21 protein-coding genes and 1 tRNA gene are annotated in these 24,309 nt (G+C 69.8%); 11 read left to right on the plus strand and 11 right to left on the minus strand.

What is annotated here, in order from left to right; all coding sequences use genetic code 11:
* Nucleotides 1–4: 4 nt before the first annotated feature.
* The gene (locus tag ACPYN5_RS08450) at nt 5–1,552 is read right to left on the minus strand and encodes an amino acid permease (RefSeq protein WP_424448538.1); all 1,548 of its coding nucleotides are present in this window, start codon (nt 1,550–1,552) and stop codon (nt 5–7) included.
* Between the two features lie 171 nt (nt 1,553–1,723).
* Here ACPYN5_RS08450 and ACPYN5_RS08455 point away from each other — a divergent pair, with 171 nt between their 5' ends.
* The 5 genes from ACPYN5_RS08455 to ACPYN5_RS08475 are packed head-to-tail and all read left to right on the plus strand — an operon-like array spanning nt 1,724 to nt 6,734.
* A complete protein-coding gene (locus ACPYN5_RS08455) occupies nt 1,724–3,079 on the plus strand; it encodes a glutamine synthetase family protein (RefSeq protein ID WP_424448539.1) in 1,356 nt (451 codons plus the stop codon).
* A complete protein-coding gene (locus ACPYN5_RS08460; RefSeq protein ID WP_424448540.1) occupies nt 3,060–3,848 on the plus strand; it encodes a gamma-glutamyl-gamma-aminobutyrate hydrolase family protein in 789 nt (262 codons plus the stop codon). Before ACPYN5_RS08455 ends, ACPYN5_RS08460 begins: the two co-directional genes overlap by 20 nt.
* Nucleotides 3,845–5,197 carry an aldehyde dehydrogenase family protein gene (locus ACPYN5_RS08465; RefSeq protein WP_424448541.1) on the plus strand — a complete coding sequence of 451 codons (1,353 nt, stop codon included), beginning with the start codon at nt 3,845–3,847 and terminating at the stop codon, nt 5,195–5,197. Before ACPYN5_RS08460 ends, ACPYN5_RS08465 begins: the two co-directional genes overlap by 4 nt.
* A 33-nt stretch (nt 5,198–5,230) precedes the next feature.
* Nucleotides 5,231–6,004, plus strand: coding sequence for a 3-oxoacyl-ACP reductase (locus tag ACPYN5_RS08470; RefSeq protein ID WP_424448542.1), 774 nt, complete (start codon nt 5,231–5,233; stop codon nt 6,002–6,004).
* Between the two features lie 16 nt (nt 6,005–6,020).
* A complete protein-coding gene (locus tag ACPYN5_RS08475; protein WP_424448543.1) occupies nt 6,021–6,734 on the plus strand; it encodes a FadR/GntR family transcriptional regulator in 714 nt (237 codons plus the stop codon).
* Between the two features lie 67 nt (nt 6,735–6,801).
* Here ACPYN5_RS08475 and ACPYN5_RS08480 read toward each other — a convergent pair whose 3' ends face one another.
* The gene (locus tag ACPYN5_RS08480) at nt 6,802–7,686 is read right to left on the minus strand and encodes a transglutaminase family protein (protein ID WP_424448544.1); all 885 of its coding nucleotides are present in this window, start codon (nt 7,684–7,686) and stop codon (nt 6,802–6,804) included.
* Nucleotides 7,683–10,202 carry a circularly permuted type 2 ATP-grasp protein gene (locus tag ACPYN5_RS08485; RefSeq protein WP_424448545.1) on the minus strand — a complete coding sequence of 840 codons (2,520 nt, stop codon included), beginning with the start codon at nt 10,200–10,202 and terminating at the stop codon, nt 7,683–7,685. Before ACPYN5_RS08485 ends, ACPYN5_RS08480 begins: the two co-directional genes overlap by 4 nt.
* 67 nt (nt 10,203–10,269) lie before the next feature.
* On the opposite strand from ACPYN5_RS08485, the gene ACPYN5_RS08490 reads away from it, so the two are divergent.
* The 3 genes from ACPYN5_RS08490 to ACPYN5_RS08500 all read left to right on the plus strand — a co-directional run bounded on the left by ACPYN5_RS08490 (nt 10,270) and on the right by ACPYN5_RS08500 (nt 12,259).
* On the plus strand, nt 10,270–10,782 hold the full coding sequence (locus ACPYN5_RS08490; protein WP_424448546.1) for an amino-acid N-acetyltransferase: 513 nt from the start codon (nt 10,270–10,272) through the stop codon (nt 10,780–10,782).
* A 45-nt stretch (nt 10,783–10,827) separates the two neighbouring features.
* On the plus strand, nt 10,828–11,508 hold the full coding sequence (locus ACPYN5_RS08495) for a hypothetical protein (protein WP_424448547.1): 681 nt from the start codon (nt 10,828–10,830) through the stop codon (nt 11,506–11,508).
* Nucleotides 11,509–11,851: 343 nt separating this feature from the next.
* Nucleotides 11,852–12,259 (plus strand): dehydrogenase, encoded by a 408-nt coding sequence (locus ACPYN5_RS08500; RefSeq protein ID WP_424448548.1) that lies wholly within the window; start codon nt 11,852–11,854, stop codon nt 12,257–12,259.
* A 14-nt stretch (nt 12,260–12,273) separates the two neighbouring features.
* On the opposite strand, the gene radA is transcribed toward ACPYN5_RS08500, so the two are convergent.
* The 3 genes from radA to ACPYN5_RS08515 all read right to left on the minus strand — a co-directional run bounded on the left by radA (nt 12,274) and on the right by ACPYN5_RS08515 (nt 15,646).
* On the minus strand, nt 12,274–13,638 hold the full coding sequence (gene radA, locus ACPYN5_RS08505; RefSeq protein WP_424448549.1) for a DNA repair protein RadA: 1,365 nt from the start codon (nt 13,636–13,638) through the stop codon (nt 12,274–12,276).
* A gap of 192 nt (nt 13,639–13,830) precedes the next feature.
* Nucleotides 13,831–14,787 carry an L-lactate dehydrogenase gene (locus tag ACPYN5_RS08510; protein WP_424448550.1) on the minus strand — a complete coding sequence of 319 codons (957 nt, stop codon included), beginning with the start codon at nt 14,785–14,787 and terminating at the stop codon, nt 13,831–13,833.
* Nucleotides 14,788–14,878: 91 nt separating this feature from the next.
* Complete coding sequence (locus tag ACPYN5_RS08515; RefSeq protein WP_424448551.1) at nt 14,879–15,646, minus strand: SDR family oxidoreductase; 768 nt, start codon at nt 15,644–15,646, stop codon at nt 14,879–14,881.
* A gap of 100 nt (nt 15,647–15,746) precedes the next feature.
* On the opposite strand from ACPYN5_RS08515, the gene ACPYN5_RS08520 reads away from it, so the two are divergent.
* Entirely contained in the window at nt 15,747–16,598 is an 852-nt protein-coding gene (locus tag ACPYN5_RS08520; protein WP_424448552.1) for a helix-turn-helix transcriptional regulator, read from the plus strand.
* 38 nt (nt 16,599–16,636) lie between these two features.
* Here the strand turns inward: ACPYN5_RS08520 and ACPYN5_RS08525 are convergent, their stop codons facing one another.
* Nucleotides 16,637–18,010, minus strand: a complete 1,374-nt coding sequence (locus ACPYN5_RS08525; RefSeq protein WP_424448553.1) for an MFS transporter — start codon at nt 18,008–18,010, stop codon at nt 16,637–16,639.
* A 71-nt stretch (nt 18,011–18,081) separates the two neighbouring features.
* Here ACPYN5_RS08525 and ACPYN5_RS08530 point away from each other — a divergent pair.
* Nucleotides 18,082–18,172 (plus strand) — tRNA-Ser (locus tag ACPYN5_RS08530).
* Nucleotides 18,173–18,808: 636 nt separating this feature from the next.
* On the opposite strand, the gene ACPYN5_RS08535 is transcribed toward ACPYN5_RS08530, so the two are convergent.
* From ACPYN5_RS08535 to ACPYN5_RS08550, 4 genes are all read right to left on the minus strand, one after another.
* The gene (locus tag ACPYN5_RS08535) at nt 18,809–20,089 is read right to left on the minus strand and encodes a hypothetical protein (protein WP_424448554.1); all 1,281 of its coding nucleotides are present in this window, start codon (nt 20,087–20,089) and stop codon (nt 18,809–18,811) included.
* Between the two features lie 94 nt (nt 20,090–20,183).
* Nucleotides 20,184–21,260 (minus strand): endonuclease NucS domain-containing protein, encoded by a 1,077-nt coding sequence (locus ACPYN5_RS08540; RefSeq protein ID WP_424448555.1) that lies wholly within the window; start codon nt 21,258–21,260, stop codon nt 20,184–20,186.
* A 19-nt stretch (nt 21,261–21,279) separates the two neighbouring features.
* Nucleotides 21,280–21,681, minus strand: coding sequence for a hypothetical protein (locus tag ACPYN5_RS08545; protein ID WP_424448556.1), 402 nt, complete (start codon nt 21,679–21,681; stop codon nt 21,280–21,282).
* Nucleotides 21,682–21,756: 75 nt separating this feature from the next.
* Nucleotides 21,757–23,382, minus strand: coding sequence for a hypothetical protein (locus ACPYN5_RS08550; protein WP_424448557.1), 1,626 nt, complete (start codon nt 23,380–23,382; stop codon nt 21,757–21,759).
* A 146-nt stretch (nt 23,383–23,528) separates the two neighbouring features.
* Between ACPYN5_RS08550 and ACPYN5_RS08555 the strand changes: the two genes are divergently transcribed.
* The gene (locus ACPYN5_RS08555; RefSeq protein ID WP_424448558.1) at nt 23,529–24,134 is read left to right on the plus strand and encodes a GIY-YIG nuclease family protein; all 606 of its coding nucleotides are present in this window, start codon (nt 23,529–23,531) and stop codon (nt 24,132–24,134) included.
* Nucleotides 24,135–24,309 lie beyond the last annotated feature (175 nt).

Raw genomic sequence — 24,309 nt, forward strand, 5'->3', positions numbered from 1 at the left:
CGGCTCAGCCGCGCGGTTTCTCGCCGAAGACCTCGGTCTTCAGCGAGTCGTAGCCCTCGCGCTGGGGATCGCCGTGCAGACCGCCCGAGATGGCGTACTCCTCCTCGGGCGAGAGGATGAGGCGCTTGCGACCGTAGAGCGCGAAGCCGAGGAAGATCACGGCGTAGACGACGATGATGGCGACGATCGCGAGGAAGAACGTCGGGTTGAACAGCAGCCCGACGAAGACGATCGCCGCGATGATCGCCGCGGAGTAGGCGCCGAACAGTCCCCACGGGCTTCTGTAGGGGCGCTCGGCGTTCGGGAACTTCCGCCGCAGGATGATGAACGAGACCATCTGCAGGAAGTACGCCAGAACCGCACCCCAGACCGCGATGTTCAGCACGATCGCACCGGCCGGGCTCGCGTCGCCGCCGGCGGCCTGCACGATGACCAGGGCGAGGAAGCCGATGACGGCACCGACGACGAGGGCCACCCACGGGGTCTTGCTCTTGCCCGTCAGCGACAGCCAGCGCGGGTAGTACCCGGCACGCGAGAGCGAGTACATGTTGCGACCGTAGGCGAACATGATGCCCATCAGCGACGCGAGCAGCCCGATGAGGGCCAGAAGGGCGAGGATGGCGGCCGCCTGCGGCGGCAGGAACGCCTTGAAGCCGTCGAGGAGCGGCTCGACCGACGTGCCGGTCGCCTCGGCCCCGAGCGCGCCCGTGTTCAGGAACAGCACGATGAGGCCGGTGACGATGAGGGTGCCGCGGGCCCACAGACCGGCGCGCGGGATGTCGCGGGCGGGGTTGTGAGATTCCTCCGCGGCCAGCGGCAGCTCTTCGATGCCGAGGAAGAACCACATCGCGAACGGCAGCGCGAAGAGCACGGCGCCGATGCCCTCGGGGAGGAAGACGGATGAGCCGACGGCATCCGGGTTCGGAGCCATGTTCCAGAGCGAGCCCCAGTCGAACGCGCCCGACGCGAGCGACATGACCCCGAAGACGACGATGATCCCGATGGAGATGACCGACACGACGATCGCGAAGCCGAACGAGATCGCGGCACCGGCGGCGTTCAGGCCGATGAAGAGGGCGTAGAGGATGATCCACCACACCCATCCCGGCAGGCTGAGGCCGGTCAGCAGCTCGAGTGCCTGGTCGGCGTACGAGCCCGAGAAGTAGACCACGACCGCGGTGGTTGCGACGTACTCGATCGTCTCGGCGAGTCCCGTCGCCAGGCCGCCCCAAGGGCCCATCGCCGATCGCGAGAACGAGTACGCCCCGCCGGTGTGCGGCATCGCCGCCGCCATCTCGCCGATCGAGAACGTCAGGCCGTAGTACATCAGCACGAGCACCGCGAAGGCGATGAGCATGCCGCCGAAGCCGGCGAAGTCGATGCCGAAGTTCCAGCCCGAGAAGTCGCCCGAGATCACCGCCGCCACGGCGAGGCCCCACAGTCCCCAGACGCCGGCGGAGCGCTTGAGAGTGCGCTTTTCGAAGTAGCCGTCACCGGCTCGGGTGTAGGTGGCGCCGCCGACCTTCTGGGCGGCACTCGTGGAATCGGACATGCGACCTCCGTGGCGTCGGGTGGGCGGCCGCGCGGGCCGCCTCGGGTGGGCGCTCGCCTGCGCCTTGGGCAGAAGTGTGAAGCCTATTGGTATGGCATGTCTACCTTTGGCGTGTAAGTTCTGCGTTACGACTCCGCACCGGGCGGGCGTCGCGATCGGGAAGGACGACGGATGCCGGGCACCCTGACAGCGGCGGAACTCGATGCCGCGATCGACTCCGGCGAGATCGACACGGTCATCGTCGCCTTCCCCGATGCGCAGGGTCGCCTCGTCGGCAAGCGCGTCTCGGGGCGCTTCTGGCAGGACACCGTGCTGCCTCACGGCGCGGAGGCGTGCAACTACCTGCTCTCCGTCGACGTCGACGTCAACACTGTCGAGGGCTACACGATGTCGAGCTGGGAGAAGGGATACGGCGATATGACGCTCGTCCCCGACCTCGCCACCCTGCGCGGCCTCCCGTGGCAGCCCGGCACCGCCCTGGTCATGGCCGATCTCGGTTGGGAGGGCGGGGATGCCGTCGTGCAGGCGCCCCGCAGCATCCTGGACACTCAGCGCGCCCGGCTGGCCGAGCGCGGGCTCACGGCCTTCGCGGGCACCGAGCTGGAGTTCCTCGTGTTCGACGACGGATTCCGTGAAGCGTGGGCCAAGCGCTACCAGGGGCTGCGCGCCTCGACCGACTACAACGTCGACTACAACCTGCTCGCCACGACGCGGCTCGAGCCGCTCCTGCGCGACATCCGGCTGGGGATGGACGGCGCCGGCATGTACTGCGAGGGCGTCAAGGGCGAGTGCAACGACGGCCAGCAGGAGATCTCGTTCCGCTACGCCGAGGTGCTCGAGACGGCCGACAACCACACGATTTACAAGAACGGCGCGAAGGAGATCGCCGACCGGCACGGCAAGTCGCTGACCTTCATGGCGAAGTTCGATCAGCGCGAGGGCAACAGCTGCCACATCCACCTCTCGGTGCGGGGTGCCGACGGCGAGCCGGTGATGGCGGGCGACGGCGAGCACGGCTTCAGCCCGCTGATGGGCCACTGGATCGCTGGCGTCCTCGCCACTCTGCGCGAGTTCACGTTGCTGTACGCCCCGACGATCAACTCCTACAAGCGCTATGCCAAAGGATCGTTCGCACCGACGGGGGTGGCCTGGGGTGTCGACAACCGCACGTGCGCACTGCGGGTCGTCGGTCACGGCGCCTCGCTGCGGGTCGAGAACCGGGTGCCGGGGGGTGACGTCAACCCGTACCTCGCGATCGCCGCGATCATCGCGGGCGGACTGCACGGGATCGAGAACGAGCTGCCGCTGCCGGCTCCGCTCACGGGCAACGCCTACGATTCCGATGTCGCCCATCTGCCCACGACGCTGCGAGAGGCAGCGGCCCTCTTCGAACAATCGGACATCGCGCGGGCGGCGTTCGGCGACGACGTGGTGTCCCACTACCTGAACCAGGCGCGCATCGAGGTCGAGGCCTACGACGCCGCCGTCACCGACTGGGAGCGCATCCGTGGCTTCGAACGACTCTGACCCCCGCCCGATCATCGGGCTCACGACCTATCTCGAGCGTGCGAAGCAGGGAGTCTGGGACGTGCGGGCGAGCTTCCTGCCCCAGCAGTACTTCGACTCGGTCACCGCATCGGGCGGCGTCGCCGTGCTCCTGCCCCCGCAGCCCTCACCCGAAGCGGCCGCGGCGGCGGTGCTAAACGGCCTGGACGGGCTCGTGCTCACCGGCGGGCTCGACGTGCAGCCCGAGCTCTACGGCGCCGAGCGGCACCCGCTGACCGATCCGGCACGGCCCGATCGCGACGACTGGGAGCTCGCGCTCCTGCGGGGCGCGCGCCGGCGCGGCATCCCCGTGTTCGGGATCTGCCGCGGCCTGCAGCTCATCAACGTCGCCGCGGGCGGCACGCTGCACCAGCACCTGCCCGATGCGCTCGGCACGGACCGGTTCCGTATCGGCGGCGGTGTCTTCGCCGACAACGTCGTGCTCGTCGACGACGACACGCGTCTGGCCGGGCTCGTCGGTGCGGGAGAGCTGTCGGTGAAGAGCTACCACCACCAGGGCGTCGACCGCGTCGGCGAGGGGCTCGTGGTGACCGCGCGGACGGATGACGGGCTCGTGCAGGCCTTCGAGGCGCCCGGCGACGATTACCTCGTCGCGGTGCAGTGGCATCCCGAGGAGAACTCCGAGGACCGGCGGCTCTTCCTCGGGCTCGTCGCCGCGGCCGCCGAGCACGCGGCGCAGCGATCCCAGCACGCGGCGCAGCGGTCCGAGCGCGCGGCGGTGCCGGCATGAGCGTGCACTCCCTGGTCGATCCCTCCACGGGCGTCGCATTCGCCGAGGTGCCGAGCGCCTCGATCGACGAGACGGATGCCGCCATCGCACGAGCCGTCATCGCCCAACGCGCGTGGGCCGCGGACTCGCCGTTCGCGCGGGCGTCGGCGCTCCGCCGATTCGCCGCGGTGGTCCGAGACCACGTCGATGAGCTCGCGCGCCTGGAGGTGCGCGAAGCGGGGCACCCGATCGCCTCGGCCGAATGGGAGGCCGAGCACGTCGCGCAGGTGCTCGATTACTACGCCGGGGCCCCGGAGCGCCTCAGCGGCCAGCAGATCCCCGTGGCCGGAGGGCTCGACGTGACCTTCCTCGAGCCGTACGGCGTGGTGGGGATCATCGTGCCGTGGAACTTCCCGATGACGATCGCGTCGTGGGGGTTCGCGCCGGCGCTCGCCGCCGGCAACGCCGTCGTGCTCAAGCCCGCCGAGCTCACACCGCTGACCGCCATCCGATTGGCGGAGCTGGCCCGGGAGGCCGGGATCCCCGACGGGTTGTTCACCGTCATCCCCGGTGCCGGACCCGTGGTCGGTCAGCGCTTCGTGTCGCACCCCGACGTGCGGAAGGTCGTCTTCACCGGGTCGACGCGGGTGGGCACCGAGGTCGCGGCCGGATGCGCACGCGCGCTGAAGCCCGTCACCCTCGAGCTCGGCGGCAAGAGTGCGAACATCGTCTTCGCCGACGCCGACCTCGAGACCGCCGCCGCAGCCGCCCCCGGGGCGGTCTTCGACAACGCCGGACAGGACTGCTGCGCGCGCAGCCGCATCCTCGTGCAGCGCTCGGTGTACGACCGCTTCCTCGAGCTGCTCGAGCCGGCCGTCGGCGACTGGGTGGTGGGTGATCCGAACGATCGCGCGACGCAGATGGGACCGCTCATTTCGGCGGGTCATCGCGACCGTGTGGCCGGGTTCCTCGACGGCGTCGACGTGGCGTTCCGCGGCTCGGCTCCCGAAGGCGGCGGCTTCTGGTTCGCCCCGACGGTCGTCCTGGCATCGCCGACCGACCGCATCGCACAGGAGGAGATCTTCGGGCCGGTCGTGGCGGTGCTGCCCTTCGACGACGAGGCCGACGCCATCCGCCTCGCGAACGACACCATCTACGGGCTCGCCGGCTCCATCTGGACCCAGAACCTCGCCCGGGCGGTCCGGGTCTCGCGGGGAGTGCGCAGCGGCGTGCTCTCGGTCAACTCGCACTCCTCCGTCCGCTACGCGACGCCGTTCGGAGGCATGAAGGCGTCGGGACTCGGTCGCGAGCTCGGACCGGACGCCGCGGAGCACTTCACGCAGACGAAGAACGTCTTCTTCGCGAGCTGATCGATCGTCCCCGCAACACCGAAAGGAACCCGAATGGACCTCACCGCACGCCTGCGCGACCGTGTCGCCATCGTCACCGGCGGCGCGAGCGGCATCGGCCTGGCCACCGCCCGCCGATTCGCTGCGGAGGGCGCGCGCGTCGTCATCGCAGACCTCGACCCGGAATCGGGGCGGCGCGCGGCCGACGACGTGGGGGGTGTCTTCCGCCCGGTGGACGTCGCGGACGAGGCCTCGGTCAACGCGCTCTTCGACGGCGTCGCCGCCGACCTCGGCTCGATCGACATCGCCTTCAACAACGCCGGGATCTCACCCGCTGACGACGACTCGATCGAGACGACCGAGCTGCCCGCCTGGGACCGCGTGCAGGACGTCAACCTCAAGAGCGTCTACCTCTGCTCGCGCGCGGCGCTGCGCCATATGGTGCCGGCGGGTCGCGGATCCATCATCAATACGGCATCCTTCGTCGCGCTGCTGGGATCGGCGACCTCGCAGATCTCGTACACCGCCTCGAAGGGCGGGGTGCTCGCGCTCACCCGCGAACTGGGCGTGCAGTTCGCGCGGCAGGGCATCCGGGTCAACGCCCTCTGCCCGGGGCCGGTGAACACCCCGCTCCTGCGCGAGCTGTTCGCCAAGGACCCCGAGCGGGCGCAGCGGCGCCTCGTCCACGTGCCGATGGGGCGGTTCGCCGAGCCGGAGGAGCTGGCCGCATCCGTCGCCTTCCTCGCCTCGGATGACGCGTCCTTCGTCACCGCCACGGCCTTCGTCGTCGACGGCGGGATCACCAACGCCTACGTCACGCCGCTCTGACCGTAGGGTCGGAGGGATGACCGAACACGTCCCGCCCGATGTGCGCCGCACGGTGTACCGTCCGGTGCGCGGCGGCAATGCGCTCGAAGACACCGTCGCCCGCATTGTGCAGACGGTCAGACTCGGGGTCGTCGCGCCCGGCGAGTCGCTGCCGTCCGAGCGCGACCTCGCCGCGCGGTACGAGGTCAGCCGCGACACCGTGCGGCAGGCGATCGGCGAACTGGCCGACGCCGGCTATCTCGAACGCCGACGCGGCCGTTACGGCGGCACGTTCGTCGCCGACCCGGTGCCCGCGCCAGCGCGGCTGGAGCTGACCGCCGCGGAGCTCGACGACGTGCTGGGGCTTCGCCGTGTGCTCGAGGCCGGGGCCGTCCGCGCGGTCGCATCGCGGGAACTGACGGATGCCGAGCGCACCGAGCTGCGGGCGCGTCACGCCGCCGTCCACGCGGCGCCCGAGGCCGAGTACCGCCGTCGCGACACGCTCCTCCACCTCGCGATCGCCGAGCTCGCCGGCATCCCGTCGCTGCTGGCGCTGCTCACGGAGAACCGGGCGCGCGTCAACGCCTGGCTCGACGCCTTCCCGCTGCTGGCGCGGTCGATCGAGCACTCCGACATCCAGCACGAGCGCATCCTCGCAGCCGTCCTCGCCGGCCGCCCCGAAGCGGCCGAGACCGCCGTGCTCGAACACCTCGCCGGCTCCGAGGCTCTGCTCCGCGGCTTCCTCGCCTGATCGCGGGTGCGCCGGGCGCCCCGGCGGCCCGGCTGCGGCCGGGCTGCGGCCGGGCTGCGGCCGGGCGTCAGGTCTCGATCGGGGCGACGTCGACCGAGACGCGGAGGGTCGAGGTCTTGGCCTCGGTGAAGATGATGCCCTTCACGGGCGAGACGTCGCCGTAATCGCGGCCCCACGCGACCGTGACGTACCGGTCGTTCGCCCACTGGTCGTTCGTGGGGTCGATCGCGAGCCACTGGTCGGTGCCCGGAAGCCACACCGCGAGCCAGGCGTGCGAAGCGTCGGCGCCGAAGACGCGCTCCTTGCCCGGCGGAGGCTGGGTGGCGAGGTACCCCGACACGTAACGCGCGGCGACGCCATGCGACCGGAGACACGCGAGGGCCACGTGAGCGAAGTCCTGGCAGACGCCGGCGCGCTTCTCCAGGGCGTCGGCGACGGTGCTCGTCACGGTCGTCGCGGTGCTGTCGTAGTCGAAGTCGGTGTAGATGCGGTGCATCAGGTCGGTCGCGGCCTCCCCGATCGGGCGTCCCGGCGTCAACGACACCGCTCCGTACGCAGCCGTCGCCTCCGACGAGGCGACACGGGGCGACGGCATGGCGAACTCCGCCGCGCGCCACGCGCCTTCCTGGTCCGGATGCCGCAGGGGCCGGGCGCTCTCCCACGGCAGCGCGAGCGCGGCCGCGTCGTACTCGGGTGCGGTCACGGCGACCTCGCTCGACGACTCGATCGACAGCGCCTCGTGGGGCTCGGTGAGGTGGAAGTACGTCGACCAGTTGCCGAAGTAGTCGGCGTCGCGGCGGAGGTCGCCGGGCTCGGGAGAGATGACGACCCCCGCCTGCCGCACCTGCTGGCCCGGCAGCTCGCGCGGGATCAGGTGGAACTGTCCGACGCTGTCTTCGACGGGATCGCTGTAGGTGTAGGCGGTGCGATGCCAGACGCGATACTGCTTCACGCGCGAGCCTCCATCAGTTCCTCGATGAGGGCGAGCGACGACAGCGGGACCGGCGGCGGCCCGCTCTCGAAGTGCAGCTCGTCGATCGCGTCGCCGAGCTGCTCGAGCTGCGCCGTGAGCTCGTCGAGCAGCTCCGCGAGGGGCGAGCGGAGGCCGTTGACGGCATCCCCCAGCGCCGACGCGTCGATCGCGTCGACCAGGGTCTCGAGATCGTCGACGAGGCGCTCGGGGCGGGTCGACCCCGTCGAAGCCGGAGCCGCCGCGAGGTGCCCGCGCAGCTCGGCCAGGCAGAAGGCGACGGAGCGGGGATTGTCGGGGTCGCGCAGCAGCAGGTCGAGAACGTCATCGAGGCGGACGGACCCGCGGAAGCGGCGACGGTGGGTGACGATGCTCTCCGAGGCGGTGAGGAGTCCCTCGAGGACGGCGTGCTCGGTGCGGGCATCGCGACGTTCCACGACGACCCGCAGCACGTGGCACACCTGGAGCGCGCGTTCGAGGAAGCGACCCGCCTCGATGAAGTGCCAGCCCGTGTCGCGCATCATGTTGGCGGTCACGCCCTGCAGCGACAGGACGACGGTGAGCATCCGGCCGGCCGACTCGGCCGTCCGGTGCGCGTGAGGCGAGGCGCGCAGGGCGCGGGAAGCCCTCTCGATGCCCGCGAAGACGCGCCAGGTGTCGCCCGACAGCTGGTCGCGGACACCCTCGAGCGCATCGCGCAGGCGGCCGAGCGCGTGGGCGGTCGAACCCACGCGGGCGGGGTCGAGCAGCAGGGAGCGGAAGTCCGCGTCGGCGGCATCCGGTCCCGGCCCCGCGAGCCGGTGGATGGCGTCGCGCAGCACCCGAGCGCTCGTGTGGGTGGCGCGCCCCGCTCCGGCGAGATCGAGCTGCTGCTGCGCCGTCAGCACGAGCCGCAGTAGGTCTTCGGCCCGTTCGGCGTAGCGGCCCGACCAGAACATGTCGTCGAGGGCTCGCGGCGCGACGCTCGGGGCGCTGCGGCCGCCCGGCAGCGGTCCGATCTCGATGAGGCCCTGATCGGCGTCGCCTTCGGCTGCCTTCAGCACCCACACGTCCTTCGTCGTCGGGGCCGCGTCGGGGCTCTCGCGCACGGTCGCGAGCCCGCCGAGGAGGGGACGGTAGGCCGATCCATGGCGGAGCGTGAACGCCCGGAAGATCAGGGCGCGCGAACGAGCGGAGCCACCGGTCCACACCGGCGCCTGCGAGAGCGGCAGCAGCTCCTGGCCGACGTAGCGGTGGGGCGCCGCGTCGATGCGAGCGGCGACGGCCGCGGCATCCAGGCCGGCGAGATCGCGGCGCGCGCCGTCGATCGTGCGGACGAACAGGGCCGGGTCGCCGGAACGGACGCGATCGAGCACGACGGCGCGTGCCGTCTCGTCTCCGCACCACCACGTCGGGACTCCGGGCAGGCGCAGCTGCTCGCCGAGGAGCGCCTCGCACGCGGCCGGGAGGTAGGGCAGCAGCGCCGGATTCTCGAGCACCCCCGCCCCCAGGCCGTTGACGAGGCGAACGGTGCCCCGGCGTGCGGCCTCGGTGAGGCCGGCGACACCCAGGCGCGAGTCGGAGCGCAGCTCGAGGGGGTCGCACCACTCCGCGTCGACGCGGCGGAGGATGACGTCGACCTGTTCCGTCGGCTCTCTGCGCGGCCAGCCCGTGGGCTTCATCCACACCCGTCCGCCCCGCACGACGAGGTCGCTTCCCTGCACGAGGGGAAGTCCGAGGCCTCGCGCGAGGAAGGCCTGGTCGAACGCCGTCTCGGAGTGCGGACCGGGGGTCAGCACGACGACGCGCGGCTCGACGACCCCCTCGGGTGCGGAGGCGGCGAGGGTCGCATGGAGGGCCGAGAAGTACGGTTCCATGCGGTGCGGGTCGCTCTGCTGGTACAGGTCGGGGAGCACCTGCGAGATGACGCGGCGGTTCTCCATCGCGAAGCCCAGCCCCGACGGCGCCTGCACGCGGTCGGCCAGCACCCGCCACTCGCCGTCGCCGTCGCGGCCGAGGTCGGTGCCCGACAGCAGCAGCGGATGCCGCTCGGCCCCGGCCTCGCGCGCGACCGGGCGAAGGAATCCCGCGTGTCCGAGCACGGCCGCCGGGGGGACGATGCCCGAAGACAGCAGGGTCTGCGGGCCGTAGAGATCGGCCAGCACGGCGTTCAGCAGCTCAGCGCGTTGGGCGAGCCCCGTCTCGAGGCGGGCCCAGCCGGCGGCGTCCACGACGAGGGGAACCGGGTCGAGCTGCCACGGCTGCGCACCGGTGTCGGGCCTGACGTAGGTCACGCCGTCGTCGGCCAGGAACCGAATGATCTCACCTTCGACCCGCGAGAGCTCGGCCGGCGTCAGAGCGAGCGCGAGACCCGCCAGCGACTGCCACGCGGGACGCAGTCCGCCGTCGGCATCGACCACCTCGTCGTACCGGGAGAGGTCGGCGGGACCGTGCGGCAGCGACGCCAAGGGCAGCGTCGGCTGGGACACTGCGGCTGCGTAATCGCGGAGCACGCTCACGTCGGCACTCCAAAGGGGAGGGATCTCGGGCTGAGGCAACATTACCGGCGCGGACTATCGTTGAGGCGTGACCTCCGACGCCCCGGCCTTCATCGTCCGCCCCGCTCGGGCCAGCGATGTCCGCGGAATCCGCGAGATCCTTGAGCCGTGGGTGCAGCGTCGCATCCTCCTCGGCAAGGACCTCGTGGTCCTCTTCGAGTCGGTTCAGGAGTTCGTCGTCGCCGAGGCGGACGGACAGTTGATCGGATGCGGTGCCCTCCACGTCATGTGGGAGGACCTCGGCGAGGTGCGCACCCTCATCGTCGTGGACGAGTGGCTGCACCACGGCGTCGGCGGTGCGATCGTCGACCGGCTCGAGAAGGGCGCTCGCGAGCTCGGCCTCTCGCGGCTGTTCTGCCTCACCTTCGAGGTCGACTTCTTCGCCCGGCGCGGGTTCGAGGTCATCGGCGAGCAGGTGGTCGACGCCGACGTGTACTCGCAGCTGCTGCGAAGCCCCGACGAGGGCATCGCCGAGTTCCTCGACCTGGCGCACGTCAAGCCGAACACCCTGGGCAACACCCGGATGCTCAAGCACCTCTAGGCGTGCCGCCCCCGCGGCATCCGGCGCCCGCCCTACCCTGGGCTCATGACCGACACGCCGCCTCGACGCCGTCCCTCGCCCGCGGTCTACCGCCGGCGACGCCTCGTGCTGCTGCTCGTCGTGCTGCTGATCGTCGCGGCGGTCGTGCTCGCGTTCTGGCGCCCGTGGGAGGGAGCGGCATCCGGTGGCCGGTCCGAGCCCGCGTCGTCGTCGGATGCCGCAGCGCCGCTCGCGTCGCCGTCGACCGAGCCCTCGGGCGGTACGGCTGCCCCGCAGGCATCCCCCAGTGCAGCGCAGCCCTCGGCCGACGCGTCTCCGGACGAGGTCGAACCGTGCTCGGCACGTTCGGTGCAGGTGTCGGCGGTCACCGACAAGGATGCCTACGGCGCGGGCGAGCTGCCCCAGCTGTCGATCTCGCTGACGAACTCCGGCTCGGAGGCATGCCTGCTCAACGTCGGCACGGCGACGCAGAAGCTCACGGTCTCGAGCGGCCCCGACGTCTGGTGGCGCTCGACGGACTGTCAGAGCGAGTCGAGCGATCAGGTCGTGCAGATCGACCCGGGTCAGACCGTCTCGAGCGTGACGCCCATCACGTGGGACCGCACGCGTTCATCGGTCGACAGCTGCGACGGCGACCGGCCGGCGGCTCCCGCCGGCTACTTCAATCTGGCGGTCGAGATCGGCGGGCTGGCGGCGCAGCAGGAGCGGCAGTTCGTGCTGGGTTGAGAGCTGCGACCGCAGGAGGCATACCCGGGTGGCGGCGTTCGGCGTCGGTTGGACGGGGTCGAGGACGGGCTCCAGAGGCATCGGAGAGGTGCGCATGATGGGCCCGAGAGGTGCCCTTCGAGAGTGAGACTTTTCTCACCGGAGAGGGGGCGACACCTGCCGGATGCGGTCGTAACCTGGAGTCAGCTCCCCGAGGAAGCCCGCTGTCCCCAGCAGCGAGATGTCGCGAAACCCCCCAGAATCGCGACGACGGATCCCCACTTCGGGTAGCGATGGGCCCTCTCGATTTCCTCAGTCCCCAATGAAGAGTTCGAGAGGGCCCCTTCTCTCTTAGGCTGGGGTGATGGCTGGAAAGAAGCGGGGCGCGAAGAAGCCGCTGCCCGAGTTCCGCAACCCGCAACTCGCCGATGCGCTGCAGACGCAAGACATGGCTGCGCTCGCCTTCGCACTGCGGCACGGTCCGACGGTCGTTCCGCTCATGCGTCCGGGCAACCGGGACGATCCGCGCGACGTCGGCGAGATCTGGACCTACCGCGACCCGAACACGGGGGACGTCGCGCTGCTGCTCTTCAGTGACGCCGCGCACAAGCCGGAAGCGCTCCCCGCGCACGTCGCACTGCAATCGCCCGGCGGCCTGCGCGCCTTCCTCGGCGTGCACGAGGCGGAGATCACCACGGTCTTCTTCGACATCGCCGGCCCGCACCCCATGCAGGCCGCCCCGCGAGACGTGATCGCCGCACTCGACGCCTGAGCCTCGGGTGCGGGTCAGAAGCCCGTGTCGGCGGACGACGCGACCGGCTGACGCACCTGGAGATCGCGCATGGCGCCGCCGATCGTGCGCGACGAGGCGTCGACCACGGCGGAGTAACCCATGCGCTTGGCCTCGGACTGGCGCTGGCCCGACTGGGTGACGGGGCGGATCTCGCCCGCGAGGCTGAGCTCGCCGAAGGCCGCCACCTGCCGCGACACCGCTTTGCCGCCGACGGCTCCGGCGATGGCGATCGCGATCGCGAGGTCGGCGGCGGGCTCGACGAGACGAACGCCGCCCACGGTCGAGACGTAGACGTCCTGGTCGCTCGTGACGGCGACCCCGCGCTTTTCGAGAACGGCGAGGATCATGGCCACGCGGGCGCTGTCGACGCCGCTGACCACGCGGCGTGGATTGGGTGCCCCGGTCTTGAGGGTCAGGGCCTGGACTTCCACCGGCAGCGCGCGGCGTCCTTCGAGCGCGATCGTCACGCAGGTGCCCGGAACGGGGTCGCCGTGACCGAGGAACAGGGCGCTGGGGTCGGGCACTTCCGCGATACCGTCGCCGGTCATGTCGAAGCACCCGACCTCGTCGGTGGGGCCGAAGCGGTTCTTCAGCGCCCGCACGAAGCGCAGCGAGGTCTGCCGGTCGCCCTCGAACTGGCAGACCACGTCGACGAGATGCTCGAGGACGCGTGGCCCGGCGATCGAGCCGTCCTTCGTGACGTGGCCGACGATCAGGACGGGGAGGTCGCGCTCCTTCGCCACCCGGATGAGGGTGGATGCCACTTCGCGCACCTGGCTCGGCTGCCCCGCCACGCCGTCGGAGAGCGAGGACGACACCGTCTGCACGGAGTCGACGATCAGCAGGTCGGGTCGTACATCGTCGACGTGGCCCAACACGGTCGCGAGGTCGGTCTCGCTCGCGAGGTACAGGGCGTCGTGGAGAGCTCCCGTGCGCTCGGCGCGCAGCCGGACCTGGCCGAGCGACTCCTCGGCGCTGACGTAGAGCACGCGCCGACCCGACCGCGCAGATTGCGCGGCGACCTCGAGCAGCAGCGTCGACTTGCCGACCCCGGGCTCGCCCGAGAGCAGGATGGCTGCGCCGGGCACCACGCCGCCGCCGAGCACCCGGTCGAACTCGCCGACGCCGCTCGAGCGCCGCGGCGCTTCGGTCGTGTCGATCTCCGTGATGGGCCGCGCGGCACGCGCAGCGCCCGGGCTGACCGCCGTGACGGCCGAGGTGATGCCGGTCTGGGTCGCCGCTTCGACGACGGTTCCCCACTGCTGGCACTCACCGCAGCGGCCCACCCACTTCGCCGTCGTCCAGCCGCACTCGGTGCACTTGAAGGCCGTCGTGGGGGAGGGTCGTCGTGAGGCCATGCGTCCAGGCTAGGCGGCGGGTCCGACATCCCCCGGCTCACCGGGCCCGACGCGCGGGCCGCTCGCCGGACCGCCGATACAGACGTCGGACCGGTGGTGCGGATGTCGCGTCCCCGGCGCTCCGGGACGACACCAGCACCGCCGGTCCGACAGATGTATCACCACCCGGGCCCGCGAGCGCGGGGACGGGCGTCAGCTGCGCAGGGAGGCTGCGACCTCGCTGAGCGCGCCGGCCGAGTGCCGGAACAGCTCGAGCTCGCGGTCGGAGAATGCGATCTCGCGCACCGGGAACGCGCCCTGGCGGTTGACCACCGAAGGCACCGACAGGGCCATGCCGTCGACGCCGTGGAAGTCGCGCAGCACCGTCGACACGGGCAGCACGGCATCCTCGTCGCGGAGGATCGCCTCGACGATGCGAGCGCTCGAGAGGCCGATGGCGTAGTTGGTCGCGCCCTTGCCCTGGATCACCTTGTAAGCCGCATCGCGGACGTCGATGGCGATCTGGTCGAGCTCCTCGGCCGTGAACTTCGGCTGGCCGTCGAGCGGCACCCAGTCGAGGATCGGCACCGTGCCGATGGTGGCGTGCGACCACAGCGGGAACTCGGTGTCGCCGTGCTCGCCGACGATGTAGGCGTGAACGCTCGAGATCGAGACGCCGGCGCGGCGGGCGATCTTCCAGCGCAGACGCGAGGTGTCGAGCACGGTGCCCGAGGCGAAGATGCGCTCGGGCGGAAGGTCGGTCGCCTCCTGGGCGAGGACGGTGAGCACGTCGCAGGGGTTGGTCACGATGACGAACGTCGCGTTCGGGGCGACCTCGAGCAGCTGCGGCATCATCGAGGCGATGATGCCGGCGTTCACTCCCGCGAGCTCGATGCGCGTCTGGCCGGGCTTCTGCTTGGCTCCGGCGGTGATCACGACGACATGCGAACCCTCCGCGACCGAGATGTCGGAGCCGCCGGTGATGTCGCTCGAGCCGGTGAACTGCGCGCCGTGGGCGAGGTCGAGCACTTCGGCCTCGGTCTTCTCGGTGGCGATGTCGTAGAGGGCGACATGGCGGGCCGATCCTCGGATGAGGGCCGCGTAGGCGACGCTGGATCCGACGGCGCCCGCGCCGACGACGGTGAGTTTGGAGTTTTCGATCGCGCTCATGCCGACAGTCTGGCAGGCAGCGCTCATGCGCCACCAGAGCACCGCCCGCGCGTATGCCAGATGCGTCCGGCACACGCGCGGAGTGCGCTCCTCAGCGCTGCGTGTGCGGGTCGGTGGCGTTGATCGCGCGGACGACGTCGTCGTAGTCGCCGCGCGCCTCGCCGTGGCGGAGGAACCGCACCCGGTCGACGAGCACCTCGCGCACCCCCGGGTCGCGCTCGAGGATTCCCATCACTTCGGCGACGAACGCGTCGAGCGGCTGCGCCTGCGGGTTCTCGGCGTGACCGGGCAGCAGGTCGGTCTGCACCGCCGGGGGCACGAGCTCGACGATGTCGACCGACGTGTCGGCATACTGCAGTCGCAGCGACTCGCTGAGCATGTGGATCGCTGCCTTCGTCGCGTTGTAGCTCGGCGTCACGCGGAGCGGAGTGAACGCGAGCCCGGACGACACCGTGACGATGGTGGCGTCGGGACGGGCGAGCAGGTGCTCGATGAAGGCCCCGATGAGGCGGATGGGTCCGAGCAGGTTCGTCTCGACGGTGCGCTCCGCACTCGTCAAGAATCCGGCCGGCGTGGTCCAGTCCTCCGCCGACATGATGCCCGCCATCGCCACGACGGTGTCGAGCTCGGGGTGCCGCGCGAGCACCTCGTCGGCGGCGCGCTGGACGGATGCCGCGTCCGCGACGTCGATGACGACGCCGTCGATCGCGGGGTGCGACCGGCGCAGCTCGTCGATCAGCTCGGCGCGGCGCCCGCCGACGATGACGGTGTTGCCGCCTTCGGCGAACGCGAGGGCGAGGGCGCGTCCGATGCCGCTCGTGGCTCCGGGGATGAAGATGGTGCGATCGGTGATATTCATGCGACGACTCTCGTCGCGGCATCCGATCGGCTCCAGGCAGCGCTCATCGGGGGATCGGCGCTCCCTGGTTCGCGCGCTGCGTGCCCGCCATGATGGGGGCGTGGACAGACCAGCCCTCGCCAGCTTCCTGCGCGCTCGCCGAGAGCGCCTGCGACCGGACGACGTCGGCCTGCCCGGGGGAGTGCGCCGGCGGGTGGCGGGCCTTCGGCGTGAAGAGGTCGCGCAGCTGGCGCTCATGAGCGTCGACTACTACACCCGGCTCGAGCAGGAGCGGGGGCCGCAGCCCAGCCCGCAGATGCTCGCATCGCTGACGCGGGCGCTGCGGCTCTCGCGCTCCGAGCGCGACCACCTGCACCGCCTCGCCGGGCACGCGCCGCCCCAGCTCTCGGGATCGGCGGACCACGTCGCGCCGGCGCTGCAGCGTGTGCTCGATCGCCTGGGCGACATCCCGGCGCTCGTCATCTCGGAGCTCGACGAGACCCTCGCGCAGAACGACCTCGCCCGGGCACTGTTCGGTCCGCGCGAGTCGCTCACCGGACCCGAGCGCAGCGGTGCGTGGTGCTGGTTCATGCGTCCCGACACCGATCGCGCGGTGTACCCGGTGTCGGACCACGCTCGGCAGAGCCGCGCCATCGTCGCGAATCTCCGCGCCGTCTCCGGACGGAGCGGACCGTCCTCGCGCGCCGCGCGGCTGATCGCCGACCTGCGCGCGGGCAGCGCGGAGTTCGCGCGGCTGTGGGAGCTCGAAGAGGTCGCCGAGCGCTTCGCCGATCACAAAGTGCTCGTGCATCCGGCCGTCGGCGAGATCGAGGTCGATTGCCAGGTGCTGTTCACCGAGGACCGTTCACAGGCGCTGCTCACCCTGACCCCGCAGCCCGGCAGCGCGGATGCCGAGAAGCTGCGGATGCTGGCGGTGCTCGGCCCGCTCGCCGCGGAGCGTCATCCGGGCTGAGCCGCCGGTGTGAGGCGACGGGCGATGCCGAGCGGGGTTCAGGGAGCGGGAGCCGGCTCGGGGACGCGACGGATGCCGGCGAACGCGATGAGCCCGCCTGCCGCCATGAGCGCTGCGGTGACGATCGCGGCGCGGTGGAACCCCCCGAGGTCGAGGGTGCCACCGACGATCGGTGCGAGGAAGGCGATGACCACGAGCCCCGCGACGCGGGCGACGGCGTTGTTCACCGCCGAGGCGATGCCCGAGCGTTCGGCGTCGATCGCGCCGAGGATGGTCGAGGTCAGCGGCGAGACGGTCGCGGCGAGGCCGAGACCGAACACGAGCAGGCCGGGCAGCACCTGCCACCAGTAATCGAAGTCCTCGCCCACGAGCAGCAGCATCAGCGCGCCGCCCGCCATGACGAGCGGCCCGACGGTCATGAACACGCGCCCGCCGAAGCGTTCGGCAAGCGATCCGGCCCACGGGCTGAGCGCGATCAGCAGCACCGTCGTCGGCAGGGACGCGAGCCCCGCGAGCGTTGCGCTGAGGCCCGCGCCCTCCTGCAGGTAGACGCCGACGACGAACCCGTTGAGCGACAGTGCGGCGTAGACGAAGAGGGTCGAGAGGTTGCCGGTCCAGTAGTTGCGGGCCCGGAACAGCCCGAGCGGGAGGATCGGATGCCGCGACGTGCGCTGGCGCCACAGGAACGCCGCGAACATCACGGCGCCGCCCACCAGCGGCATCCAGATCGCGGGCGAGCCCCAGCCGAGGTTGGGCTGCTCGATGAGCGCGAAGACCATGCCGCCGAGCCCCGCGGTGCACAGGACGGCGCCGAGCCAGTCGATGCCCGCGTCGGTGCGCCGCTCGTCGTGCCCGGGCAGCCGTGTGACGAGCCACAGCGTGAGGGCCACCGGCAGCACGTTGATGAGGAAGGCGTATCGCCATGACAGCAGGTCGACGAACAGCCCGCCGAGCAGTGGCCCGATGAGGGAGGCGCCCGTCGTGAAAGCGGTCCACAGGCCGATCGTGCGGGAGCGCTCGTGGCCCTGGAGGAGCGAGGTGATGAGCGCGAGGGAGCTCGGCACGAGGAAGGCGCCGGCGGCGCCCTGCACGGCGCGGGCCACGATGAGGAACAGCGGATCGGGGGCGAGCCCCACGGCGAGCGAGGCGACCCCGAAGCCGATGAGGCCGATGCGCAGCACGAGCAGGCGCCCGTACGCGTCGCTGACCGACCCGGCGAGAAGGATGAGCGACGAGAGCGTCAGCAGGTAGGCGTCCACGGCCCACTGCTGCGTCGTGAGCCCACCCCCGAGCTCGCGCTCGATCGCCGGGAGCGCGACGTTGACGATCGTGCTGTCGAGGAAGGCGACGGATGACGCGAGCGACGCGATCGCGACGACGAGTGCTGTCTGCGGAGCTGATGATCGCGTCACGAGGCCACGTTACGCCCGGCCGCAGACACCGTGGTTCGCAGCATCCCCTCGGATGTCGTAAACTGGTCGGCGGTGACGTGTCCGAGCGGCCGAAGGTGCAACTCTCGAAAAGTTGTGTAGGGTAACCCCCTACCGTGGGTTCAAATCCCACCGTCACCGCCACCCGAAACCCCCGCAGAGCCCTTGGAAACACAGGGATCGCGGGGGTTTCGTCATGTCTGCGCGAGGGGGCGTGGGAACATCCTGGTAATACTTCGTCCCGGGCGCCTCGATCGGCGGGACGGCACGGTGAAGCACTTCCGGCAAGAGTGCAGCAAGTGCGGGATGGTCATCGCCGTCGAGTCAGCCACTGATAGGCGCATGCCCCACCTCGACCCGGCGGGCGTGAAGTGCAAGGCGAGCGGCAAGCGGGTCGGCACTGGATCGAGTGGAACCCGCCGTCTTGCCGCTCCGATGGCCCAGTGCCTTGTATGCGACATGCTGGTTAAGGTCCGCAGCCGCGGACGCGCCTACTCACACAACGACCCCAGCACAGGGCGGCTGTGTGACGGATCGGACGCGATCATGGGGGCCGCGAATGTCACCGGCCCCATCGCGCAGATCGTCGAGGTGACGCAGAGGCTGAATCGGGACCAGATCACCCCGATCGACGTCTCCCGTCGCAGTAGCGCAACAAGCGTGCACACGGTTACCGGTGGACTGCCATCATCGAACCGGCGTCGCCACTGACCCTGGCTCAGAGCTGCTGCACGAATCGGTGAAGGCGCCTACCTACGCGTGGAGCGGTACTGAACGTCCTCAGGTCTCGGGGGTCTTGAAGTCTCCTGTGGACCCCTTGCCGTTGATGAGCGCGGCGACAATGGTGCTTGCCGCAATGCCGACTCCCCATGCGGCGGCCGGGCCGCCCTTCTCCTTCACGAACGTCCCGCCCTGGGCGAGCGCGTTCTTCCACTGCTGAGCCTGCTTGAGCGCATCCGGCCAGCGTTCCGGGGTGAGTGATTCCCAGTCGACCTCGAGTCCGAGTACGTCGTAGAGGCGCTTGACGACCCCACGCGCATCCTCGATCGCGGCGAGAACCTTGGGTACCGTCCGGTGGTTTGCGAGCACGTTCTTGTTTGCCCACTCGGCGGTCTCGCTCATCCGCTTCATCAGTTCGGTGATGCCCGCAGTGAGGTCGGCGATCGCGGTCGCTCGCGCCTCCTGGATCCCCTGTCTCTTGGCATCGAGCTTCTCTGGCGCGATCGCCGCGGTGTGCTCCAGCTCGAGTACCGCGAAATCGTCGAGGGCTGCGATCGACCGCGCGATTGTGCTGAGCCATAGCTGCACCTCCTGCTTGGCCTGTGGCAGCCATGCCTTGAGGTCGCCGACCTTCTTGTGCTTGGCCATGTCGTCGGCGACGCCCTCAACCTTCAGGACGGCCTTGCGCCGGATCTGCTTGAGCTGCAGCGGGATCGTCGTGAGCGTGTCCCACTCTTGCGAGTCGAGCTCCCCCTGAGCGGTCAGCATCGCGTTCGCGTCATGGAGGTGTTCCTCGATCCCACCAATGTCGCCGAGGATCTCGTCGCGGTTGTCGCGCCGGAGCTGGTCGAGCTTCTCGTCCATCGACGCGAGCATCTCGCGCAGCCGCTCGGCTTCCGCCTGGCTCGCGGCTTGCGCGAGCCCGCCTGCGATGCCTGAGAGCATGCGGGGGTTTGTGACTTTCGCGCTGGCTGAGGTGTCGAACTTCAGCCACTGCTTGATGTTGCCGCGGTCGCCAGCCACTGCGTACGAGATGCCAGGGATGTCGCTTTCGATGAGGCCGAACTTGGCCCTGGCCTCGGCCGAGTCCTCCGTGAGCTTGACCCAGAGGCCCGACTCGGCGATGGTCTCGGAGATGGTGTGCCCGACCTGGGCCGCGGTTCGCAGCATCGGAGCGAAGTGCTGCGCGCGAATCTCTTGCGCCCGCTCCAGGATGCCCTTGGAGCGCATATACCTCTCGACGGAGCGCTTGTCGTTGCCGATGACGAGGAGATGCTCCCCATCGCTGAATACCAGCGCAGCGTCCTCAGCCGCCGGCGTCTCTTCGGGATCTTCGCTCATCTTCGAAGGCTATTCGCGACGTTCGATGACGTCGAGGCGGCGGCAGGCGGCTGCTCAGGCAATGTGGGTGGCCGGCCATCGTCTCCCACTCCATTCACTCGCTGTCGCTCTGGATGTTAAAGCGCTGAGTAAGTCGCTCGAGCGTGAACTCTTGCCGAAGCTTGCAGGCGCTGTTTTGGTTCGCGAACAGTCCCTTCTCCCAGTACGCGTCCTTCTGTGAGACGGTGTGGATCCACTCGACCGGTACGACCCACTCATCGTCATCATCCGTCTGGGCGTCTCGATGCGGATACGACCCGACGAGGGGCTGCGTCGCGAGTGGCGTGGGCGCCCCGTTCACATCGACTCGTGCATCGTTGAAACGGACCGCGGGCCCGACAACTGCGCCGACGCCGACGTAGCCGGTCTGCGGGATGTTGACCCACACACGCGCACCTTCCGGCAGAGCGCGGATTGTCTGCGTGTAGAACTTGCCCCCTCCGGCGGAGACGAAGCCGAGCCTGCGCGCATCGTCCCATGACCGTTCTCCACCGAACGATATGTACCAGTCGAGCCCGTTCCACGTCGCGCGCTTCGACGTCGACTTCGCAACGCCGCCTCCGGGGCGCTCGTCGGATGTCGCGAGCCAGGACCGCGCGAGATAGCGTCGCTCGTCGTCCTCGATGTACGTGAAGAACACGGCGTTGATTGGTACGCCGAAGCCGCGCAGATATGTGACGATCCGCTCTGAGCTCGCGTCCAGCGCCGAGGCCACAACAGTGAGTTGCAACTCTCCATTGAGTTCGTCGGGCGGTGCGACGCCGAACACCTCTTCGAACGAGGCCTCGAATGGTTGGCCGAGGTACTTCTCGGCGATGTCGATGACGTCGTCCCGGGACAGTGTCGATACCCAGGAACCATAATCCAGCAGCTGAGCGACGACTTCTCGAGGTGTGCGGTCACGCTTGAGCTCCAGCACATGCAGGTGCCCCTCGGCATCGACTGCGAGCAGATCCAGGCGCTTGCCGAAGGGTGTGATCACTTCGCTGCCGATGACCAGCAGCGCCGATCCGAGCAACGACGGGTCCCGCCGTAGAAACTGGTGAAGCTCATTCTCGGTGGGCAGCGCAGCAGCGGCCAGCGGCTTCGGGTCCTGACCGTCGATCCGCCACATTCTCATCTCAACTGGCATCAGCCATGTCCTCCTTGGATCAGGTCCCCTGGCCGACTCGTTGTTCGATCTCGGCCCGCAAGGCCTTGGCGATGTACTCGGGAATCGGTGACTGGCTGTTCTCGGAGGTGATCCAATAGCGTCCGGTGAGCTTGCCGTAGTCGTTGAAGTCAAGCTCGGCCGTCCAGGTCGTGAGGCCGCTCACGGATCGGACTTCAACCTTGACGTTCATCCCGATGACTGTGACCTCGCGGACGCGAGGTGCACCCTTTGCCAGTCGTTCTGCGGCCTCGGCAAAGTCCTGAGGCGTCATGCGGTCGTCGAACTCGAGCGGAGCGTTCTTTCGGCGCGCCTCCTCTCGAGTCGACCGGACCGCCTGCACGAGCCCGGTTCCGATGAGCGCGGTCAGGCCGCCGATCACCAACTTGTCGAGGATTCCCATGTTCTCTCCGCTGCTTACAGTTGCCGATCGAAGGTTACTGTCGGAGGGCGCGGCGCGCCCTCGCGGTGTCCCAGTTCACGGCGTGTAGTCGTCGTGGATGACGACGCGGCTGAGCTCGATCCGCCCGCCCGGCAGGGCCCAGTAGTGCAGACGCCTCGCTGACGCCGTCTTCTGCTCGATCGCCACGCGCCAGCACTTGGCGCCATCCGCTCGCACGACCGGGGCATCTTCGCCGCCCATGCCGCTGCGCAGCTCATGTAGATCGAGGCTCGGCACCTCTGCGGCCCGCCCGATCAGCACGTAGACCGCGGCGCGGAGCATCTTGTCCAGTTGACCGTCGTCGAGGATGTCGAGGGATCCGACGAGGCTCGGGCCGACGAGGTAGCCCTCCTGCAATGGGTATCGACTCTTCTCGCCGGCCAGGACCCGATGCGCCCACGCGATGCGAATCTCCTCGCGGATCCAGGACTCTCCATTCGGCCAGAGCTCTCGTCGCTCACGTGGTGACTCGCTGGCGGGCGCGGCTTGCGACTTGGCGCTCTTCGCGTCGCGGACCTCACGAGTCAGCCTGCTGATCATGAGCGCCCGCTCGGCACTTTTCTCTCGCTCCTCTCGTAGCTGTGCCCCGAGGCTGGTGACCTCGTCGCGCAGGCGGTCGAGCGTCTCGAGGTCCGTGCCTTCACGCAGCTCGTGCCCGAGGCGCCCGATCGCGCCGCGGAGACTTGTGAGCTCGTCGCGAACGTCTTGCAGGTCGCGTGCGCTCGCGCCTCCGGCAAGGGGCAGGGCTTGCGCGAGGGGCGCCGGCACCGCCATGGACTCCGTGGGTGGTGCCGCCGGGTCATCAGTTGGGGCGGATGGAGCTGCGAGTTCCTGGTGCACGCCCTCGCGCAGCCACGCGGTACCGCCCTTCAGCAGCGCCTGCGGTTCGACGAGTGCCGCGTCCTGGTCGACGTCAACCAGCGACAAGGCGAGCACCTGCCCATTACGCGACACGCGCGTCCTCACCGTCTCGCCCTCGCGCACGATGTCGGCACACGACACATCATCGTTCTCGCCGTTGTCGACGCCCGGGATCACGTCCCGTCGGCGCAGTGCGTATTCCGGCGAAAGAGGATGCAGGATGAGGTTCACGCGGCGATCGGTGACCTTGACCACGCGCGCGAGTGTTACGGACCCATCCACAAACCGGCTGGGGTCGAACTCTTCGACCTCGGGCGCGAGGTCTCTGCCGAGGAGCCAGCCCTCGATGAAACCGCCTGCCTCGAGCCCTTCAGTGAGGGAGAGCGATGACGCGAGTCGGTCGGCGATGATCATCACCCGCTCCCCATCGTCGAGGCGGGCAATGTTGCCGGTCACTCCGGAGACCCGCTCCACCGTCGCTCGCACCCAACGGGGCCTCTCGACCGGTGCGGCGATCGTGGTCACAACCTGTGCCAGCGCATCCTCGATCAGCTCCTCGACGCCGTGGTACTTGGGGAAGCGCAGCGAGGACCGCCACCAGTCCGGAGCCCTATGGAAGTCCGGCGGATAAGAGCGCGCGGCCCCGCCGTACACGTTGGCCTTCTCGGGCAATGTGGACTGCAGGGCGAAGGTCGTCTCGCCGGTGGCGACCGTGACGACATCGGCGTCCTGGCCGACCTCGCGCTCGACATGCTCCGGGTCGTACAGGAACGCGCCGGCCTCATCCGTGCTGATCACCACGAGCGGACGGCGCCTCGGGCTCAGGATCTCAGCCCCAAGATCACGGGCGGACTGTGGAGTGTCGATGTGTCGCACAGGATCAGCATGACGGGCACCGCCGACATCCAGGGGGATCAGCGGCCGAATCGACTTGTACAGTCGCGATCATGACCGCATCGGAACCGCTGGACGATCTTGCCCGAGCCGCGACCGGCGCGCTCTGCGGAGAGCGCTGGGTGATCACTGACGCAGTCGAACATGTGCCCGCGCGGCCTGGCCTCTATGCGATCTATGGCGATCAGCAGGCATGGACAGAACTCGAGCTCGAACCGGCGCCCGCGCAGCCCCTCTACGTCGGCAAGGCGGAGGACAGCCTCGTATCCCGAGACCTCAACAGCCACTTCGCGATGAATCCGCGGTCGAAGCCGCGCACGGGAAGCTCGACTGTGCGGCGCTCATTCGCCGCGCTCCTCCGGGAGTCGCTTCAGCTGGAGGCCGTCCCGCGCAATCTCGCCAATCCTGAGCGGTTCGCGAACTACGCGCTCGCTCCCGGCGGCGATGAGCGGCTGAACGCCTGGATGCACTCCCGGTTGTCGCTCGCGGTATGGCCGGCACCGGCCGGGATGGCGCTTCGCCTGAGCGAGGTCGAGACTGCGGTGATCAAGCAGTTCGCCCCGCCGCTCAACCTGGACAAGAACCCCAGGCGACTAGCGCGCCTCAGCCGTGCACGCGCGGAGATGGCGGCCGAAGCCTCGCGTTGGCGGCCGGCCTGACGCTCGAATGCGGTCAGCGTACGGTAGCGCTCGCCCCGGCCTCGGGATCCTCTTCGCCGAGGAGGCGACGCGCCTGCTCGCGCAGCTCATACTGCGTACTGTGATCCGGGCAGAACCAGCCCTCGACGAACTTCCGGGTGCCATTCAGAGCTCCGCACTTCTTGCGTGTGAGGCC

Origin of the sequence: Microbacterium arborescens (assembly GCF_049707515.1) — a bacterium.
Taxonomy (GTDB): domain Bacteria; phylum Actinomycetota; class Actinomycetes; order Actinomycetales; family Microbacteriaceae; genus Microbacterium; species Microbacterium arborescens_B.